The sequence below is a fragment of the Maribacter sp. Asnod1-A12 genome (assembly GCF_045063735.1).
Classification (GTDB): Bacteria; Bacteroidota; Bacteroidia; order Flavobacteriales; family Flavobacteriaceae; genus Maribacter.
The window spans coordinates 2,419,595-2,439,616 of record NZ_JBEFNZ010000006.1 but is presented as its reverse complement, the minus strand read 5'-3'; the positions used below and the strand labels follow the sequence as shown (position 1 = coordinate 2,439,616).

Genomic DNA, 20,022 nt, shown 5'->3' with positions numbered 1-20,022 from the left:
TTGTCCATAATAAGATAACCTACTTATTCCTTAACATATAGCCTTAAAAAGCTAAACCCTAAATATAACCATGAAAAAAGCTAATCTATTTTTAGCCATTCTCCTTTTTGCAGGTGCATTTGTAAGCGCTCAACAGCTTCCACAGTTTACGCAATATATGTACAATACCATTTCTGTAAACCCAGCTTATGCCGGTAGTAGAGAAACATTGAATGCTACAATTTTGCACAGAAATCAATGGGCAGGTTTAGAAGGTAATCCAAGAACTAGTACATTATCTATTCATTCTCCTTTAAAAAACGAAAAAATTGGTATTGGTGTTTCTTATATTAATGATAAGCTAGGTTTTGAAAGTACCAACTACTTTTATGGTGACTTCTCTTATACAGTTCCAGTAAGTCAAAAAGTAAATATGCGTTTTGGGCTAAAAGGTGGGTTCACCAGTTACAACTTAGAAAATCCTGATCCTAATGATCAGTTCTTCAATGCTAATTTTAATAATATCAATCCGAATTTCGGAGCTGGTTTTTACATTGGTTCTAACAGATGGTACGCTGGTATATCCTCACCAAGAATACTGAATACCGATTTAAACGATGGTGAGTTTGAAGCTATAGAACGTAATAGTTATTATGCTATTGGTGGTATGGTATTCGACCTTTCTGAAACTACAAAATTTAAACCCACCGTTATTACAAAATTCACCAATGGTGCGCCGGCTACATACGATTTTACTATAAACTTTTTATTCAACGAAAAATTTTGGATCGGTACTTCTTACCGCGTAAACGACGCATCGAACTTTGGTGCAATGATGGATTACCAAATATCAAGAGATTTTAGGGTTGGTTATGCTTACGATTTACCTACCTCAGCAGTAAGACCTTACACTGGTGGTACGCATGAAATTATATTGATCTATGAACTTTTCAAAAAGGTATTAGGACCTGTTAAGTCTCCTAGATATTTCTAATAATTTAAAATCGATACGATGAAAAATTATAAAAACTTCGTGTTATTGATGCTATTCTTACTTGTAGGTCAATTCTCAATAGCACAAATTGCATCTCAAAAAAAAGCTGATTATTATTTCAGTAAGTTCTCATATTCTTTGGCTATACCCGAGTATGAAAGAATGGTCGAAACTGACTTTAACACAGAATATGCTCATCAGCAACTAGCAGAGTGTTATTTGTTAATACGTGACTATAAAAAGTCTATTCCACATTTTAGCGCTGTAATCAATAATGCAACTTTACCTACTGATTACTATTTTAAATATGCTATGGCATTATATGCCAATGGAGATTTAGAAGAGTCTGAAGCTTGGTTAAAAAAATATAAGAAATACAATAAGAACGATTCTCGTATCAAGCGATTTTTAAAAGATGGTAACTTAGCTTCCGTTGTTTTCAATAGTAGACAACGATATGAGGTTGAGCTAGTTGCTTTCAACTCTACCGATAGTGATTTTGGTGCTTTTAGATTTTTAGGAAATATATATTTCGCATCTTCAAGACGCGATGTAGTCACAGGTGAAAGTTATGGCTGGAACGATGAACCATGGTTAGATCTTTTTGCGGTTCAAGAAGATAATTCAATGTCTGAACCTATACGTGTAAAGGGCGATATAAACACCAAATTTCATGAGAGTTCGGTTGCTTTTTCTACAGATTACAAAAATGATACGATCATGTATTTTACGCGTAATAATTTCTATGATAAAAAAGCCGGCTACGGAGTATCGAATGAAATTAATTTAAAAATATACACTGCCAAACTTGTTGATGATAAATGGGTAGAAAACAGCAACCTCAGAATTAATAGTGATTATTATTCTACCGGACACCCATCGGTAAATCTTGCAAGAACACGTATTTATTTTGCTTCCGATAGACCTGGTGGTTATGGTGGCACAGATATTTATTATGCTGAAATTCATGAGCGTGGTGGCATTCAAACACCAATTAATGCCGGACCGATAGTAAACACCGAGGGCAATGAAATGTTTCCGTTCATAAATGAAGAAGGTAAATTATTCTTCAGTTCAGATGGTCATGTAGGTTTCGGTCAATTAGACGTATTCTCAACAATTTCTAATGAAGACGGTAAAGTTATTGACATCATTAATTTGGGTACGCCTATAAATAGTTCTAGCGATGATTTTGCATATTACGGTTTACCTAATGGATTAGACGGTTATGTAAGCTCTAATAGAGAAGGCGGCGTTGGTAGTGATGATATTTACAAATTCAAATTCACCCCTGCATTAGATGTTGAAGGTTATGTGGTTGATGGTGTAAACAACCAAATGCTAGATAGTGTTAAAGTAACTTTATATGATCAAGTAACGAATACGTTAGTTGCACAAACTACGACAGATGAAAATGGTTATTATAGATTTCCTGTCAATAGAAAGACCGCGTATATGATAGAGGCCGTAAGAAAAACACACCCACATAAAAATGTTTTCTTTAACACATCGGCAACACCAAAGGCTCAAAAATTAATGCGACAAGATATCGTTCTTGAACCTGTTCTTGACCTTAAACTATTAGCCGGTCTAAACAAAATATACTTCGACTTCAATAAAAGCGATATAAGACCAGATGCCGCAAGAGAGTTAGATAAGGTGGTACGTGTAATGAACAACACCTACCCAGATATGATTATTAAACTTGAGGCACATACTGATCCCGTAGGTAGTCACTCCTATAATGACAACTTATCTGAAAGAAGGGCCAAATCAACATATGAATACCTCATCGAAAACGGGGTATCGCCAGACAGAATTGTCTCTTATAAAGGGTTTGGTAAGCGTATGCCTATTAACAAGTGCACCAGTAAACAAGATTGTACGCCCGAAGAATTGGAATTAAACAGGAGAACCGAATTCCCGATTATGCAAATCAAAAAAGGTGTATTGGCATCTAAATAAGTAACTACCAACCATAAAAAAAGTCCTTTACCAGTTTGGTAAAGGACTTTTTAATTTTTCAGATTTTAAAATCTATTCCATAATACCGTCTACGATACCATATTTAATAGACTCTTCTGCATTCATCCAGTAATCTCTATCGAAATCCTTTAACACCTTCTCAAAATCTTGACCACAGTTATCCGCTAATATTTGTGCACTTAACTCTTTAGTCTTAATAATTTCTCTAGCTTGTATTTCAATATTAGAAGCTTGACCTCTTGCGCCACCACTTGGTTGGTGAATCATTACCTGTGCATGTGGCTGAATAAATCTTCTACCTTTTTTACCTACCGATAATAGTATAGAACCCATTGATGCCGCCAAACCAGTACAGATAGTTGAAACCGGACTCTTTAAAGCTTTTATAGTATCATACATTGCAAAACCAGAAGTAACATAACCACCCGGACTATTAATATATAATTGAATTTCTTTATTGTTCTGCATATCTAGATATAACAACCTGTCAATTACATGTTTTGCAGAATCGTCATCAACCATACCCCATAGAAAGACTTTTCTTTCCTCCAGCATTTTTTCATCTATGGCTTCCTGAATTTTTCCTTTTTTAGCACTCATATTTTAAGTTTATTTATCTCTAACAAAATTAATGAATTAAATCATAAACATGATTAGCAATAATCCTTTAGATTATTACCAAACCTGTTTCTATGAATTTAAAAACGCTAATATTCGTTTAGGATTGTTCTTCTACGGTAACTGTTTTCTCTACCACCTTTTTAATCGGGATAACTACTTTACCGGTTTTTGTTTTTAATATCATTGAAATATTATCGATACCTATTACCGTACCTTGTAAATCTCCAATTTTCACCTTATCCCCTACCTCATAAATTTTTCTTGAGTAAAATGTTCTTAGCAAATCACCTACAATTTCTCTTGACCCTAAACCTAATGCCAATGCTATAGCCAATAAAAATGCACCTAGTACAATCGTAAAGTTATTGGTGATTATCTGTGTATCTATACCAGCTTGGTTCAAAGCTGTAATACTAACAAATATGATAATCAGGTAAAACAATACGTTACCTAAAAGCTTACCACCACCTAAACCAATAGAGTCAAATACCTTGACTATAGTTTCTTTTATAGTTTTGGCTAAAAACAAACCGATCATAAAAATGATCATCGCTGATAACAATACTGGTAAGTACCTTAAAAGGTTAGCAATTTCGGTAGATATAATGGTTAAGCCCATAATATCCGATGCAACGATTATAAATACCAACCATAATAGCACTTTTATAAAAGTGACGATTATTTTAGGTAAGTCTATTTTGATATCGGCATCTCCAAATAATTTTGCTTCATTAATTTTTTCAGAAGCTTTATCTAATTTGATCGCTTTAAATATTCGTCTTAATATGAAGGTAACCACCTTAATGATGATCCACCCAAAAATAATTACGATAAATGCCCCAAATATACCTGGCAATGCAGAAGCAATATCCTTGAATATATTGCTTAAAGAATCGAAGGTGAGGTCTTTCCACTTATCAACTGTTTCCATATAATTTTTCTACTTTATTTTTATTCACTTTTAGATTTTGTATTTAGCATACCTTCAATAATAGAAGCGAAACTACCTGTGAACAAATGAGACAATTCCATTATCAACTTAGCCGTAGCAACGTCTTCCATAACTTTTTTACGTAGTTCTGGCGGAACATCCTTTAGATCTCCCTGTAAGTTTTTAAATGGATTTTTGTCCTGTTCTAACATTAAGGTAGGGTTTTATACATTTCGGTAACTTTCGCTTTTGCTCTTTTGAGCCTCATTTTAATGGCACTTGATTTCAATTCTAAAATATCTTCCAGCTCTTTAATCGATGCCCCATCTTGATATTTTAATAGCAATATCGATTTATCCTCAGGTGCTATAAGCTCTAAGGCTTTCTTAAGTTTATCCACTTGCATTTCAAGCAACAAATTATCCGTCACCTCTACCGGAACATCTTCATGTGTTTCAAACTTAACCGAATTATCATTAATTTTCCGCTCCTTATTTCTATTCACGTAATTAACACAGAAATTATAGGTAAAAGAATATAACCAGGTAGAAAATTTTGAATTTCCTTTGAACGAACCTAATTTTACATAAAGCATTAGAAAAATATCTTGGGTCAAGTCTTCTGCCTCTTTATTAGACTTAGCAAAACCCAAACACTTATTGTAAACCAATTTCGAGTACCTATCATAGAGCACACCAAAGAGCATAGAGTCATTGTTAGTAACAATGCGTTCTACTAACTCTAAATCGGTATATTCTTCCTTCTTACCACCAGAAACCGATTTTCCACTGAATTGGTTTCCGATAATAATAAAACATAGCTTTTTAAGAAATGTCACTTTGATAGATGGTTTACAAAAAATAAAAGTAGGTTAAAGATACTGTAATTGATATATTTACTTGAAAATCTGCCGAAAATGAAAAAATTAATTATTCTCTCCGTTCTTATATCAAGCGTTTTCACAGCATGTAAAACCGACCAAAAAAAGCCTAAAATTGCTGTTGCCGAAGATACGCAATTGACAGTTCTTGAAAAAATCGCAAATGCGAACGGTTTTGAAAACTGGAAAAATGTAGAAAGTATTAAATTCACTTTCAATGTAGATCGTGAAGATGAGCACTTTGAACGTACCTGGTTATGGGAAACGGCACCTAACAACGTAACCATGATGACCAGACAAGATACCATTACATACAACAGAAAATCTGTGGACAGTACTATGACCGCGACCGATGGCGGATTTGTAAATGATAAGTTTTGGTTATTGGCACCATATCAATTGGTATGGGACCAAAATAGTTTTACCCACAAGCTTACAGAAAATGTAGAAGCGCCAATAAGCAAAGCTACCATGCATAAATTGACTACTGTCTATAATAATGAAGGCGGTTATACACCTGGTGATGCATATGATTATTATTTTGGTGATGATTATATTATTAAAGAATGGGTGTACAGAAAAGAAAACCAATCTGAACCCAATATGACGACCACTTGGGAAGACTATAAAAACCTAAACGGATTGAACATTAGTATGATGCACAAAAGACCGGATGCTGATTTTTCACTTTATTTTTCTGGGGTCGAGGTGAAGTAATATGGTACGGAGTTTGATATTGTTCAGAACTAACTAACCCAATATGAAATTTTCGCTTTTCACCTTACTTCTTTTTTCTTTTTTTGGCTATGCCCAATACAGCACTAGCGCTATTGTCTTGGATAGTGCAGATAATACACGATTAGAATTTGTTGGTGTTTACAATAGTATAGACCATACTATGACTAATGCTGACGGAAGGTTTCAGTTTTCATCATCATTAGATTCCGTTACAATTTACAGAGTTGGTTATGATAAATTAAGCACCACTTTTCAAAAAGTGGGAGACACTATTCGCCTCAACAAAAGTATATTAGAACTAAACGAAGTTACCGTTACTAATGAAAAAACGCTATGGCAAAAGGTTGGAGATTCTGTGAGATCAAACTACCCTATTTATCCTTATAAAGAGAAATTTTTATTAAGAGGCGTACTACGGTATAATGGTGAAATTACCCGTATACAAGACTTACAAGGAAAGTTGGAAAGGAGAACACTTCTATACACTAAAGAGATAGATCCCGATAAAAAGGACTTTAAAGTAGAGTTAACCAATATGCGTAAAGTTGGTTTAGTTAAAGATGAAAAGAAAGTATATTTCATTTTTGAAACTTTTTACCAACTATTCATGAATTTCACCCCTATAAATGCTACGGGTGATGCTTTTGATTTAACAGAATCTACTTTCGAGAATGGAAATAAAATAAATTTAAGTTTTCATACGAAACCTGAGTTTGACAATGAAAAAGTTGTTGGTTACTATATAATTAACAATAAAGACCACGCCATAGAGCGAATTTTAATAGAAATTAATTTTAAGAACAATCCATACAAGGAAGATGGTAAAACTAGATACAGAACTGTCTCAGTAAAAAAAGAAATGTCACTTAATAAATCATTGAACACTAACAAATACTACATATCGTCAGCAAAATATGATGTCAAGGTTGAATTGACCGATGAGCAAAATTCATATACCTCATACTACGATGTTTCATTTATTCTAACCACATCTGACAACGAAGGCGGTTTTGACGTCAAGAAAAACGTGAGCACATCAAAAGACTTATTTAAGATAAACTACCCGTACGACCAAAGTTACTGGAATGCACAAAACCAATTGCTTTTAACTGATGAGATGCTAGAATTTATTGAGAAAGTACAAGATCCCGCCAGCGAATTTAAAATCAAGAGTAATATTAAAAATTAGGAAAAGCTAAGCCGTTTTTCGCTTTAACAAAAGTGTAAATAATAGTATGAGAAATGCACAAACAAGCAATACCACAAAGCTTCTAGTCAAACTGTAATTCTCTGCTAGAAAACCCAAAATCGGTGGCGCACATAAAAACCCCGCGTAACCCGTACCTGCTATAAATGCAATGCCTTTAGAGGATTCAATTCCTTTTACATTCCCTCCTATTCTAAAAACTTCGGGTACCATTACAGAGAAACCTAATCCATTCAAGGTGAAACCTATAATACTTAAAGTAATGTCTGCCGAAAGCACTAAAAAATAACCTAGTATTGCAAAAATAGCTCCCAAAGCCACAATTTTCACCGACCCAATTTTATCACTTATACCATCACCTAAAAACCTACCTAAGGTCATGGTAATTTGAAAACCCAAAAATCCGATTCCCCATAAAGCTTCCGGAGCTAATGCTACTTCCTTAAGATACAATCCGCTCCAATCCACTATAGCTCCTTCGCTACCCATTGCAACAAATGAAATTAGACCTAGTAACAACAATGGCTTTAAAAGCCCTAAGCTGAAGGGTTCGTTTTCAATTTCCTCTGCTATTTCCGAAAAATATTGATTCCTAAATTTGAAATTGACCAATACTACCAACAAGACGGCAAGTGACATGTGTAATACGGGATTTGATAATGGACCAATCAAAAAACTACCTAAACCCGCCAAGACTCCTCCAAGACTGAAAAAACCATGGGAAGCAGCCATAAACTTTACTTTATCTTTTTTTTCAATCTCGGTTACCAAAGTATTCATAGCGATATCGGTAATACCGTTTGCCGCTCCAAAAAGAAATAATGCCAGCATCAACACATAATAATTAGACGCTAATAACGGCAACATAGCCGCAGTACAGCTCATCATTACCCCGTAAAAAGTAACCTTACCTACTCCAAATTTATTCACAATACCAGAAGCAAATGGAAAAACGGTAAACACCCCTAATGCCAAAAAGAATATAGCTATACCTAATTCAGATTTACTGATTTCCAAAGCATCTTTTACCGCAGGTATATAGATTGCCCATGTACCAAATAAAATATTAATACTTGCGAAAACCCATGAAGGGCCAAAGTATCTAGCATTTTCAAAAATTAATCGTAATGATTTCACTTTTTGTTGGTTGTTGGTTGTTGGTTGTTGAAAAACTTAAAATATGTTATTTTAAGTTTTTCAACACTCCTTCTTTTAAGATCTGACCAAAACGATACATATCTTCATAAGTAGAATAAAAAGGTGCCGGTGCTAAACGGATTACGTTAGGCTCTCGCCAATCGGTCACCACGCCGTTATCCATTAGATAATTGAACAAAGATTTTCCTTGTCCGTGTAAGAAAACAGATAGTTGACAACCTCTATCTTCGGGAGTTATAATTTCAAAAGAACTATCTACTTCTTCATCTATTTCGTGTAAAATATATTCCAAATACGAAACGATTAACTTTCTCTTTTCTATTAGCTTTTGCATCCCCACTTCTTCAAACATAGTCAGTGATGCTAGATATGGTGCTACAGATAAAATAGGTACATTACTTATTTGCCAGGCATCAGCGTTTTCCATAGGCTCAAATTCTGGCTTCATAAGAAAACGGGTTTCCTTCTTCGTTCCCCACCAACCTTCAAAACGTTGCATATCTTTTTTATTTAGGTGTTTCTTGTTTACAAAAATTCCCGATGCATTCCCCGGACCGCTATTCATATACTTGTAACTACACCACGATGCAAAATCCGCATCCCAATCATGTAATTTTAATTCCACATTACCAACGGCATGCGCTAAATCCCAACCTACATTGGCACCAACGTCTTTTCCGGCTTTTGTTATGGTTTCCATATCCATCACTTGCCCGTTGTAATAATTGACCCCACCTATTAACACAAGAGCCAGCTCATCACCCAATTCTTCAATTTTCGCTAGTATATCTTCTGTTCTCCAGTGATGTTCACCATCGCGTTTCTTTATTTCAACAATGGTTTCCTCAGGATCCAAACCATGAAAACGAACTTGACTTTGAAACATATATTGATCGCTAGGAAAAGCCTTTTCTTCACACAGAATCTTAAATCTCTTTTTTGTGGGATTGTAAAATGAAACCATCAATAAATGAAGATTTACGGTCAAGGTATTCAGTACTGATACCTCTTCCGGCAATGCTCCAACCACTTTTGCCAAAGGTGCCGCTAACCGCTCATGATAATCCCACCAAGGTTTTTCAGCATAAAAGTGACCTTCTACCGCTAATTCTCCCCAATCTTTCATCACCTCATCCACAAAAACCTTTGTTCGTTTTGGTTGCAGACCTAAAGAGTTCCCTGTAAAATAGATAACTTCCTCCCCCTTAATTTTAGGAAAAATGAACTCATCTCTATATGCTTTTAAGTTGTCTTGCGCATCTAAAGACTGTGCAAACGCCAACGTATTTTTAAATTCCATAACTAATTTTGTATAAAAGTAATCATAAGCCTATAATTCTATAGACTCTATTCAATAATTGGGTACTACGATTCTGTTCTTAAGCGCATTTCTATCATATGCCTTTTAAAACCTTTTTTCTCATAAGCTCTAATAGCAGGTTCATTATCATTGTACACATGCAACCGTATCTCAGTTAAACCTGCTTTTGTTGACCAATCTTGCAATGCACTTACTATTTTACCATTTATACCTTTACTTCTATAATCCGGTTCGGTATACATGAATCCGAAGTAAGCATATGTTTCATGATCTAGGTAATGTCTAGCCGGTTTTTCCAAGGCATAGCCAGTTGCTACAATTTTATCTCCGTCACAAGCAACCATAACTGTTGCTCTAGGGTTTTCCATTAACATGTCTAAATTATAATAAGTAACATCGCTACTTCTAATGGTTGGGTCCATCGGGCGTTCTGCTTTCACAACTTCCTGCTCATATTGTAACAAAACAGGTATATCACTTTTTACCGCTTCTCTAATCGTAATTTCAGTATTCATCGCTCTACTCTTTTTCAGTCCTTTAAATTAAGGCTTAAAACCCTATTTTTGCAAAAAGAAACGCATGCATTTTCTATCACCCCTTTTAGAAAACTATTTAGCCGATAATTCACAAGCTGAACCTAAATTATTACAGGAGCTTACACGCGAAACGCATTTAAAAGTCATACAACCTCGTATGCTTACAGGGCATTTTCAAGGTCGTGTTCTTAGCTTGCTTTCTAAATTGATGAATCCCACCAATATTCTTGAAATTGGCACTTATACCGGGTATTCTGCTTTATGCCTTGCAGAAGGCTTACAGAAAAACGGACAATTACATACCATAGATGTCAATGCAGAACTAGAACAAATTCAGCGTTCCTTTTTTGACCGAAGCGATTACGGTTCTCAGATTTTTCAGCACGTGGGCAATGCATTAGATATCATCCCAAAAATGGATATTACTTTCGACCTTATTTTTATTGATGCCGAAAAAAAACAGTATGATAAATACTTAGAGGCCGTTTTACCTAAAACCAAATCTGGATCTGTTATTCTTTCTGATAATGTATTGTGGTCCGGAAAAGTAGTTGAACCGTTAGATCCTAAGGATGTTACTACAAAAGTATTGTTGGATTACAATAAGAAACTAAGTGAACACCCACTTTTAGAAACCGTTCTGCTTCCTATACGTGACGGGCTGACCTTAAGTAGGGTAAAATAAGTAGACCGTATAACCTATAGAACAGCCAAGCTGATACGATACCTACCACAGCACCCACCATTAGATCAATGGGGAAATGTACACCTACATACACTCTACTCATAGCAAATAATAGGGGCCAAATATAAAATAGGTAAACCCACTTAAATTTATGTCTTAGAAAAAGTACCGTTAAAGTGATAATCGAAAAAGATGATGATGCGTGACCTGAGAAAAAACTGAAGCCAGACGGACTACGCAATATGCGAATTAAGGTATTTAGTTCTTCATCATTATTAGGGCGTAGTCGTGCAACAACGTGCTTTGTTAAATCGGTTATGGTAGCTACAAAAGCCGCCATGACCAAAATGGTCAAAATCATTGTTATGGCTTCACGTTTTGGAAACTTAAAAAAGAAAAGAAAAACGATAAGTGCAAATAAGGGAATCCAAGGTGGAAATTTGGTTACCGTAGACCAAAAAGCATCGTACTGCTCAATACCAAGACTGTTTAGATAGACAAAGGTATCTCGGTCCCATTGTAAAATGTCATCTAACATAGAAGTTTACTTTCGCTTGATGCTGCCCGTTACTTCATTGATATTTTTACTGACATCCGTAATTTGTTTTTTAACATCACTACCTAAACCAGAGCTAATGTCTTTTTTCATATCGTCGATATCTTTTTTGATATCGGTCACAAAACTAGTATCTATACCCTGCTTGTCAGCACTCTTCTGAATTTCTTGTTTAATATCTTCGGTAGCATCTTTAAGTTGACGCATACCTTTACCCAAACCCTTGGCTATACCAGGAATCTTGTCCGCGCCAAAAACCATCACTACGATAAACATAATGAAGAAAATTTCCGCGCCACTAATAAATAATGAATACATAGCAATCATACTACAAATATAAACAAGTTTCGCAACCAAAATTAAAAAAGCCCCGTAGTTATACGAGGCTTTTAACAATAATTATTTTCTTAATTATTTTCCTTTTACTCCATTCTTCATTTTATCGAAATCGCTCTCTTGCTCTTTCTTAGGCCAGCTATTGTTAGTTGTATCAATATCTGCCGTTTCCATTTTAGGATCAATGTTAATTCCTTTTAACTCAGAAGTAGATGAAATTACCATGCTTACCTCTTTGCTATTCTTTCTCCAAATTTCTGGAGGATAGGTAACATTCTTAACTGAACCGTCTGCATATGTATATTCTACGATCAATGGCATTGGTAAGCCACCCGGACTGTTATACGTTACTTCGTAAAAATACTTTGGCTCCTTAACCGCTGCTCTTTCTGCTGCAGTCATGTTATCCATCATAAATTCCTTTAAAGTTTTTGAAGTTTCTGATGGTAAATTATCCTTTAATTCTGGTGCTATCATGCCGGCATCATCATACTCCTCTAAATAAACCATTGGTCTTAAATTAGATTCAGGAATACCACGTTCTGCTAAATAAGCTTGCATTTTTTTGTTCGGCTTATCACTTACATAATATTTTTTAATATCCTTCACCGCCATATCTACATAGTCCGTAGTATAGAACCAACCTCTCCAGTACCAATCTAAATCTACAGCAGAAGCATCTTCCATTGTTCTAAAGAAATCTTCTGGTGTTGGGTGCTTAAATTTCCAACGGTGAGAATATGTTTTAAAAGCATGATCGAACAATTCACGACCCATTACGGTCTCTCTTAATATATTCAAAGCTGTTGCCGGCTTACCATATGCATTCGGACCTAGTTGAAATACGTTTTCTGGATTGGACATAATCGGAGAAATTGTACTTTGATCTCCGCTCATGTAAGGTACGATCTTTGCAGGATCACCTCTTCTAGATGGGTATTTGTCATTTGGTGCTATTGCCGTTGGGTATGCCTCACCGAATTCTTGCTCGGCCATAAACTGCATAAAAGTATCTAAACCTTCATCCATCCATCCCCACTGACGTTCATCTGAGTTTACGATCATTGGAAAAAAGTTATGACCTACTTCATGAATAATCACACTGATCATTCCGTATTTAGTTCTATCAGAGTAGCTACCATCTTTATTTGGTCTACCGTAGTTCCAACATATCATTGGGTACTCCATACCTTGCTGCTTGGCGTGTACAGATATTGCTTTAGGGTAAGGGTAGTCAAATGTATGCGAAGAATATGATTTCAATGTATGTGCAACTGCCTTAGTTGAATACTCTTCCCATAACGGGTTACCTTCTTTTGGGTACATAGAAACAGCCATAACATCTCTGTTACCTAATTTTACGGCTTGCATATCCCAAATGAACTTTCTTGATGTTGCAAAACCGAAATCACGAACATTTTCAGCCTTAAGCTTCCAAGTTTTTGTTTTATCTGAAAATCCTTTTTCAGCTGCTTCCGCTTCTGCTTGAGTAACTATAATAACTGGCTTGTCATATGACTTTTTCGCCTGCTCATAACGACTCATCATTGCTTTTGAATAAACTTCTTTTCTGTTCTGAAGTACACCTGTACCATCTAAGATATGATCTGCCGGTACTGTAATGTTCACCTCATAATCACCGAATGGAAGTGCAAATTCGCCATTACCCCAAAACTGGTGGTTCTGCCATCCTTCTACATCGTTATAAACTGCCATTCTTGGAAAAAACTGAGCAATTACATATGCTCTGTTACCATCTTCTTTAAAAAACTCGTATCCGGATCTAGCTCTGTTTACGGTATGATCAGGTATATTGTAGTTCCACTTTATGTCGAAAGAAAATTTATCTCCACTTTTAAGCGGTGTCGCTAAATCTACACGCATCATCGTAAAATTGATCGTATAAGGTAAAGCTTTACCAGAATCATCTTTTACGTAATCGATATTAAAACCGCCATCAAAAGATTCTGTCATGTAATTATTTACAAACTTTTCTGCTGAATCACCGAGTGGAATACCACCACCGTTCTTCAAAGCTGCTTTTGAGTCTTTTTCTCTAATATTCTGATCTAATTGTACCCATAAATACTCTAAATCATCTGGCGAGTTGTTTGTATAGGTAATCGTTTCTTCTCCAAATATTTTGGCATTTTTGTCATCTAAACGAATGTCCATTACATAGTCTGCCTGTTGCTGGTAATAATCAGGACCAGGTGCACCCGATGCAGACCTATAGGTATTCGGCGTAGCGAACTCCTCATATAATTGTTTGAATTTACTCTGGTTGTAGTGCCCAGGTTCCTTTTCTGTGGTTACTGCCTCTTGTGCAAAAGATACAGCGGCAAAAAGGAATAAAATAGACGCGAATGCGTACTTTACTCTTATCATTTCATAGTTATTTAGTACCCGAAAATTAAAGTTTTTATAGGGATATCTTAATCTATGTTACAAATTTAACATTCCTTTAGGACGTGATTTAACCAACACATGGCTCTTTTTCTGTCCGTTGACCTTCATATGTACCACATTTTGCTGATCATCATAAATATCGGTCAACACCTCATCGGTAATACCGATTTGTGTTAATTCGGCTAGAGGAATATTCGGCACTTCTAAGTAACAAATCACCATATCTGAATCATATTTATGACCTATAAAATCATACTTTACCGTTTCGCCGTTTATTTCTACCAGAAACTTAGTGCGCAGGTATTTCTCTAAAAACTCTTTATCAGTAACAGATTCTTTATCATTACCCAAATTGGCAGGAAAACCATAGCGCTCGTTTAAAACGGTATTCATATCATCTATAAATACACGGGTAATAATCTGTACGGCCTCATCTTTTTCTGAATAGTCTACATTGGTTACACTAATATAAAATTTATGCGCCCCGTTAAAAGCAAAAAGGGGAAGTACCATGAACAATAATACCAATCTTAAAATTCTCATGTTGTTCTATTTTATAACATCTTTACAAACCATATGCCAAAGATAATATGCCTAATCTAAAGCGTTATTCTCTCTATACAACAAACTTTTTTGTCGCAGATACTCCCAAATCTCTAATTCGCTATGCGTATCTACCACTTGCTGAAATCTAGGGTCAACCTCGCAGAAATAAAGAAAGTCGTCTATTTTATCTAAAGGAATCGATAGTTGCTTTACATACACACTATCTTCATAAAATTCTCTTACGCGCTGGGTCCTATCATAAAGTTTATTTCGCTCTACACGTTTTTTCAACATTTTGGTACGCCCAGAAATACCATTAAGTAAAGCATCCATACTCATGATCGGATTTTTAGTGGCGGCTTGTAGTTCTCGCTCTGCCTTGGTCGGTATTTTTACATATGCATTGGGCAAACCTAATGTAGATGAAGTAACCACGGGATCTAAACTTAAGGTCGGTAAATCTCTTAACAAATTGCCACTTAGGTTGTAAGGTGTTACCGTTACTTCATCTAATTCAGTTAAGGCTTCTTCCAAGCCGACGGAAATAAATTTGCTTTCTAATATAGCGGTACTAACAACTACGATTTTCTTTGCGTATTGAATGGCCGAGAACTCTAAGGTATCTAGCATTTTTACAGGTATGGAAAAATACCCATTTTCGTCTGTTATGGTTGCTCTTTTAGAAGTTAAATTCAGTACATGTGTAGCGGCAACGTCACCATCATCGCTGTATACCTTACCCTCTAATTTTTTAGACTCGCCTATTTGAGCGAAAACGAACACGCTAGAAAAAAGAAAAAATATAAGGAGTTTACTCCTCATTTATAGCCTCTAGAAAAGTTTTACTATGATTGACCAAAGAATCTATCAATTGAAATTCATTCTCTTTTTTCAATAAAGTTCTAGTTGGCATTCTAGCATCGCAATAGAATAAAAATTCGTTTATTTTATCTTGTGGTATTTGTAGATCTATTACAAAAAAAGAATCGTCGTATACCTGCCTAAGTACTTCGCTAACCTTTAATTTAGGTCCTTCTTCAACAGCTTCATCTTGAGCTTTAAAAATAGCCCTAAAAATATTCACGAAATTTAAACCGTCTTGCATACCTCTATCTGCCTCAGACATGGCTATGTTTTCTACCTCTGTACCACGATCAATTTCGTATTCATACTCCTTAAATTCTTGGTTTTTTACTTCTAAAAAACGCTCTTGCTGTTCTGGTGTAATAACTACCTCGTCTAGCTCCGTCACTTTTTCGTTTACCTCTACGACCAAACGATTATTAGCTAAAATTTCTTCGGTAATCGTCACTACCTTTATTTTGTAGTTAACGGCAGAAAAAGCAATTTGGTCACCAACTTTCACATTAATTCGAAACAAACCTTGATCATTGGTTATTGTGGCATGTTCTGCAGTGACATTGATTACATTTTCATTGGGAACCCCAATGTTCATGTAAATTACCGAACCATTTAATGGTCGCCTGGCATCTTCTTGCGAAAAGCCTGATACTGATACAATTAATACTAGTAAAAAAAGTAATTTTTTGGTCATTTAGTGTATATTAAGTCTCAAATTACCCCACTTATAGGGCATTCAAAAGATAAAGAAAAGATTTGTAATCTTTATAAAAAAAAAGCCGCCAATAAACTTTTGTTAATTTCTTTAGTGCAGATAGTAAAATAAGACCGAACAAGATCATAAATTAAGTTCATAAAATGACCCTTTTCAACGACTATACATGTTCTTTAACCCAATACCCTATAATTTCAACTTATAAATAAAGGGTATTACCAAGATAATTCTATTTTTGTTTATCACTATTTTCTGGTCATAAGACACTAAGTATGAAAGCAATAATTTTCTTTATTTTTTTTACAATACTAACCCTACCTACCGTATTTGGTCAAATTAAAATAGGTGACAATCCACAAAATATAGATGCTTCTTCTGTTTTAGAGTTAGAAAGCACGTCTAAAGTATTGGTAATTACACGCGTAACTACTTTAGAAATGGAAGCTATTACTCCGCAACGTGGTGGTATGGTTTATAATACAGACACCGAATGCATCAATTATTATGACGGCACAAAATGGGTAAATCTTTGCGATGCCGTAGACTTCAATATCACTAACGATCCAATTATCAATACCCGAAGTACTATTGAAATTACAGAATCTGCCGGAGCCATAAATCTAGAGGTGGCAAAAAACAGTATTCTAGGCGATAATATTATTGACGGCGGTATTGGCCCAGATGATATTCAAGATAATTCTATTACACAAGAAAAATTAGCCGATGCATCTGTAGGTTCTAGTGAGCTTAGACAAAATTCTGTTGGTGCCGAAGAAATTAGAGATAACAGTATTTCTGTAGCCGATATGGCCAATGACCAAGCCGGTCAAGTATTGACTACAGACGAGAACGGTATTGTACAGTGGCAAGATTCAGACGACTTATACGACCTTACTTTTAGTAAACTAGATACTACGTTGACCATTTCGAGATCTACAATAGCGGGAGTTTCTACTATTAGTTTAGGTGCCTTAATTGGTTCTGACGATCAGCAATTGAGTTTAGATGAAAATATTCTTAGTATTGAGAATGACCCGAATACCATTGACTTATCTACTTATTTTCAAACCATAAGTCTTGACCCTGACACAAACGAAATTGTTTTAAGTGGTAATGGAGGATCGGTTCCCTTACCTCAAACAGACGGTTCAGAGACACAACTAAGCGAAGGAAATAATATTACCATTACAGGTGATGGAACAGCAGATACGCCGTATGTAATAAATGCTGCCGATGCTGCAATTGTAGATGGTACCGAAACCGTTTTACAAGGTGGACCAACTATAACTATAACCGGTGAAGGATCTAATGACAATCCTTATATTATAAATGCTTCTGAAGTGATAGCATTAGATAATGGCAATATTTTTATTGGAGGAGACGAAGACACCGCAGTACAGGCTTTTATAAATGGTGATGCTACTATGAATAACCAGGGTTTGCTAACTATAGAAGAAGCTGCAGTAACACCTGCTAAAATTGAACCGGCACTTGGCGTACTGACGGAAGATCAAGTATTAATTACCACTACTGCCGGAGTTGTCGGATGGGCGGATTATACACCTGGTGGTGGTGACGATAATCAAGATGCCAGCGAAGTAGCATATGACAATACAACCTCTGGTTTAGAGGCTATTACTACTCAAGCGGCTATTGATGAACTTGTCGATAGTGGGTTGGTTGATACCGATGATCAAGATGCAAGCGAAGTAGACTACGACAATACCACCTCTGGTTTAGAGGCTATTACTACTCAAGCGGCTATTGATGAGCTTGCCGATAGTGGGCTGGTTGATACAAACACAACTAATGCAACATTGACTTTAACCGATGAAGATTTAGACAGCACTATTGAATCACTTACCATTACAGATTCTGAAGGAGCTAAAGTTAGTATTTTGCTTTCAGAATTGAATTCTGGAACAGATACGACTATTAGCACGCTAGCTTTGACTGATGAAAATTTAGACGGTATAGACGATTCGCTCACTATAACTGATTCGGCAGGTACAACCTTTAGTATTTTATTGACTCAAATAAATTCTGTTGTTGACGCAGAAATTGATGATGCACTAACAGATTTTAATGCAACCACCGGATATAGCATAAATGTTGATGATACCACAATCGAAATTCAAGGTGATGCCCTTCAAGTCAAAGAGGATGCAATAGGTTTAGACCAGCTGAACCCGATGGGCGCAGATACGAATGGACAGATTCTAAAGTGGAATCAAACTACATTGGGCTGGGAATTAGGAATCGATATTGGAGGCACATTGCTTGACGGACAAGTATTAATAGGAAATACGGCTGACCAAGCAACGCCGCAAACACTCAATGGAGACGCTACCATTACTAATACAGGTGAACTTACCATAACAACAGATGCTGTTGAAAACACTATGATTGCTGCAAATGTTGCGGGTAACGGACTTGTTAAAAATATAACTTCAGGCGCATTGGATATTATCCCTGGTACTTCGGATAACCAAATCCTAAAGTGGGATGAAGCAACAACCTCTTGGGAACTTGGTACCGATGATGGCGGTGAACTTCCTGATGGTCAGGTCTTGATAGGTGACACTAACGGAGCAGCAACACCACAAACGCTCTCTGGTGATGCCACCATTACAAACACAGGCGAACTTATCATTGAAGAGGATGCCATTGACAATACAATGATCGCTGCTAATGTTGCCGGTAACGGACTTGCGAAAAACATCACTACAGGAGCATTGGATATTATCCCAGGTACTACGGATAATCAAATTTTAAAGTGGGATGAAGCAACAACGACTTGGGAATTAGATACCGATAATGGTAATGTACCTGACGCCGTAGCAGGAACAATTTTCTTTTCGGATGGTTCCAATGCATTAGATATTGACGAAACCCAGTTATTTTGGGATAATACGGAAAATGTTTTAGGAGTGGGTACAAATACGCCAGATAGTGGTACAGGTATTAATAGTATAAAATTACATGTTTCTGGCGGTAGAATTAGGGCTGAAGGTATTCTTAATTCAGATGGCAGTGCAACTACCCCTGCATATCGTTTTGTAAACGATACAGATTATAATACCGGAATGTATTTTCCTGCTCAAGATCAATTAGGATTTTCTGCTGGTGGTCAAGAGGTTCTATTGCTAAAAGAATCTGCAGGAAATGGATTAGAGATTATCGCCGAAGGTAGTCTTGAACTAACAGAACAATTGTTAGATAGAAATGGCAGTCCAGGTAATGAGGGTGAAATTCTATCAGCTACAACAAATGGTACTGAATGGAAGGAACCTCAAATTTTTGCAATGGGTAAAGCTAACGGTGGCAATTCAATCAACATTAGTGGAATTCAATCAATCTCTGGCGGCTCTGGTATAAATACGGTCAACTTCATTACCCCAAGAGTTGATGAAGATTACATTATTCAATTGACAGTCCTGGGCAATAATAGAATATATGTAACCTCACAAACTATCGATGGTTTTACAGTAGAAATTAGAAATGCAACAACAGGTAATTTAGAAGTGGCTAATTGGTTTTTTACTGTTTCTGATTTTTAAATA

19 protein-coding genes are annotated in these 20,022 nt (G+C 35.9%); 6 read left to right on the top strand and 13 right to left on the bottom strand.

The annotated features are described in order from the left end of the window. Nucleotides 1-70 precede the first annotated feature (70 nt). Together ACJJVP_RS10410 and ACJJVP_RS10405 are read left to right on the top strand one after the other, a co-directional pair. Nucleotides 71-973: a type IX secretion system membrane protein PorP/SprF gene (locus tag ACJJVP_RS10410; RefSeq protein WP_405413437.1), complete on the top strand. Its 903-nt coding sequence runs from the start codon at nt 71-73 to the stop codon at nt 971-973. An 18-nt stretch (nt 974-991) separates the two neighbouring features. Then, a complete protein-coding gene (locus ACJJVP_RS10405; protein ID WP_405413434.1) occupies nt 992-2,938 on the top strand; it encodes an OmpA family protein in 1,947 nt (648 codons plus the stop codon). Nucleotides 2,939-3,010: 72 nt separating this feature from the next. Here the strand turns inward: ACJJVP_RS10405 and ACJJVP_RS10400 are convergent, their stop codons facing one another. The 4 genes from ACJJVP_RS10400 to ACJJVP_RS10385 all read right to left on the bottom strand — a co-directional run bounded on the left by ACJJVP_RS10400 (nt 3,011) and on the right by ACJJVP_RS10385 (nt 5,349). Next, nucleotides 3,011-3,559, bottom strand: coding sequence for a ClpP family protease (locus tag ACJJVP_RS10400; RefSeq protein ID WP_405413433.1), 549 nt, complete (start codon nt 3,557-3,559; stop codon nt 3,011-3,013). Between the two features lie 118 nt (nt 3,560-3,677). Beyond that, nucleotides 3,678-4,511, bottom strand: a complete 834-nt coding sequence (locus ACJJVP_RS10395) for a mechanosensitive ion channel family protein (RefSeq protein ID WP_405413430.1) — start codon at nt 4,509-4,511, stop codon at nt 3,678-3,680. 20 nt (nt 4,512-4,531) lie between these two features. Then, the gene (locus ACJJVP_RS10390; protein ID WP_036156071.1) at nt 4,532-4,723 is read right to left on the bottom strand and encodes a hypothetical protein; all 192 of its coding nucleotides are present in this window, start codon (nt 4,721-4,723) and stop codon (nt 4,532-4,534) included. Next, the gene (locus ACJJVP_RS10385) at nt 4,723-5,349 is read right to left on the bottom strand and encodes an RNA polymerase sigma factor (protein ID WP_405413428.1); all 627 of its coding nucleotides are present in this window, start codon (nt 5,347-5,349) and stop codon (nt 4,723-4,725) included. The genes ACJJVP_RS10390 and ACJJVP_RS10385 overlap by 1 nt, the downstream gene beginning before the upstream one ends. 78 nt (nt 5,350-5,427) lie before the next feature. Between ACJJVP_RS10385 and ACJJVP_RS10380 the strand changes: the two genes are divergently transcribed. Beyond that, nucleotides 5,428-6,108: a hypothetical protein gene (locus ACJJVP_RS10380; RefSeq protein ID WP_405413425.1), complete on the top strand. Its 681-nt coding sequence runs from the start codon at nt 5,428-5,430 to the stop codon at nt 6,106-6,108. 43 nt (nt 6,109-6,151) lie between these two features. Beyond that, nucleotides 6,152-7,318, top strand: coding sequence for a hypothetical protein (locus ACJJVP_RS10375; RefSeq protein ID WP_405413424.1), 1,167 nt, complete (start codon nt 6,152-6,154; stop codon nt 7,316-7,318). Between the two features lie 6 nt (nt 7,319-7,324). Here ACJJVP_RS10375 and ACJJVP_RS10370 read toward each other — a convergent pair whose 3' ends face one another. The 3 genes from ACJJVP_RS10370 to ACJJVP_RS10360 form a co-directional block, all read right to left on the bottom strand. Continuing rightward, nucleotides 7,325-8,473 (bottom strand): MFS transporter, encoded by a 1,149-nt coding sequence (locus tag ACJJVP_RS10370; RefSeq protein WP_405413421.1) that lies wholly within the window; start codon nt 8,471-8,473, stop codon nt 7,325-7,327. Between the two features lie 46 nt (nt 8,474-8,519). After that, complete coding sequence (gene kynU / locus ACJJVP_RS10365) at nt 8,520-9,794, bottom strand: kynureninase (RefSeq protein ID WP_405413419.1); 1,275 nt, start codon at nt 9,792-9,794, stop codon at nt 8,520-8,522. Between the two features lie 65 nt (nt 9,795-9,859). Further along, the gene (locus ACJJVP_RS10360) at nt 9,860-10,330 is read right to left on the bottom strand and encodes a GNAT family N-acetyltransferase (RefSeq protein WP_405413417.1); all 471 of its coding nucleotides are present in this window, start codon (nt 10,328-10,330) and stop codon (nt 9,860-9,862) included. Nucleotides 10,331-10,394: 64 nt separating this feature from the next. Here ACJJVP_RS10360 and ACJJVP_RS10355 point away from each other — a divergent pair, with 64 nt between their 5' ends. Then, complete coding sequence (locus ACJJVP_RS10355) at nt 10,395-11,036, top strand: O-methyltransferase (RefSeq protein WP_405413415.1); 642 nt, start codon at nt 10,395-10,397, stop codon at nt 11,034-11,036. On the opposite strand, the gene ACJJVP_RS10350 is transcribed toward ACJJVP_RS10355, so the two are convergent. The 6 genes from ACJJVP_RS10350 to ACJJVP_RS10325 all read right to left on the bottom strand — a co-directional run bounded on the left by ACJJVP_RS10350 (nt 10,999) and on the right by ACJJVP_RS10325 (nt 16,438). Then, complete coding sequence (locus ACJJVP_RS10350; protein ID WP_405413413.1) at nt 10,999-11,574, bottom strand: phosphatase PAP2 family protein; 576 nt, start codon at nt 11,572-11,574, stop codon at nt 10,999-11,001. The genes ACJJVP_RS10355 and ACJJVP_RS10350 overlap by 38 nt on opposite strands. 6 nt (nt 11,575-11,580) lie before the next feature. Beyond that, nucleotides 11,581-11,919 (bottom strand): twin-arginine translocase TatA/TatE family subunit, encoded by a 339-nt coding sequence (locus ACJJVP_RS10345; RefSeq protein WP_405413411.1) that lies wholly within the window; start codon nt 11,917-11,919, stop codon nt 11,581-11,583. An 84-nt stretch (nt 11,920-12,003) separates the two neighbouring features. Beyond that, complete coding sequence (locus ACJJVP_RS10340) at nt 12,004-14,316, bottom strand: M1 family metallopeptidase (protein ID WP_405413408.1); 2,313 nt, start codon at nt 14,314-14,316, stop codon at nt 12,004-12,006. Nucleotides 14,317-14,373: 57 nt separating this feature from the next. After that, nucleotides 14,374-14,880 (bottom strand): DUF6702 family protein, encoded by a 507-nt coding sequence (locus ACJJVP_RS10335; protein ID WP_405413406.1) that lies wholly within the window; start codon nt 14,878-14,880, stop codon nt 14,374-14,376. A gap of 51 nt (nt 14,881-14,931) precedes the next feature. After that, entirely contained in the window at nt 14,932-15,705 is a 774-nt protein-coding gene (locus ACJJVP_RS10330; RefSeq protein ID WP_405413404.1) for a hypothetical protein, read from the bottom strand. Beyond that, nucleotides 15,695-16,438 (bottom strand): hypothetical protein, encoded by a 744-nt coding sequence (locus ACJJVP_RS10325; protein ID WP_405413402.1) that lies wholly within the window; start codon nt 16,436-16,438, stop codon nt 15,695-15,697. The genes ACJJVP_RS10330 and ACJJVP_RS10325 overlap by 11 nt, the downstream gene beginning before the upstream one ends. A gap of 293 nt (nt 16,439-16,731) precedes the next feature. Between ACJJVP_RS10325 and ACJJVP_RS10320 the strand changes: the two genes are divergently transcribed. Further along, the gene (locus ACJJVP_RS10320) at nt 16,732-20,019 is read left to right on the top strand and encodes a beta strand repeat-containing protein (protein WP_405413400.1); all 3,288 of its coding nucleotides are present in this window, start codon (nt 16,732-16,734) and stop codon (nt 20,017-20,019) included. Nucleotides 20,020-20,022: the final 3 nt, after the last annotated feature.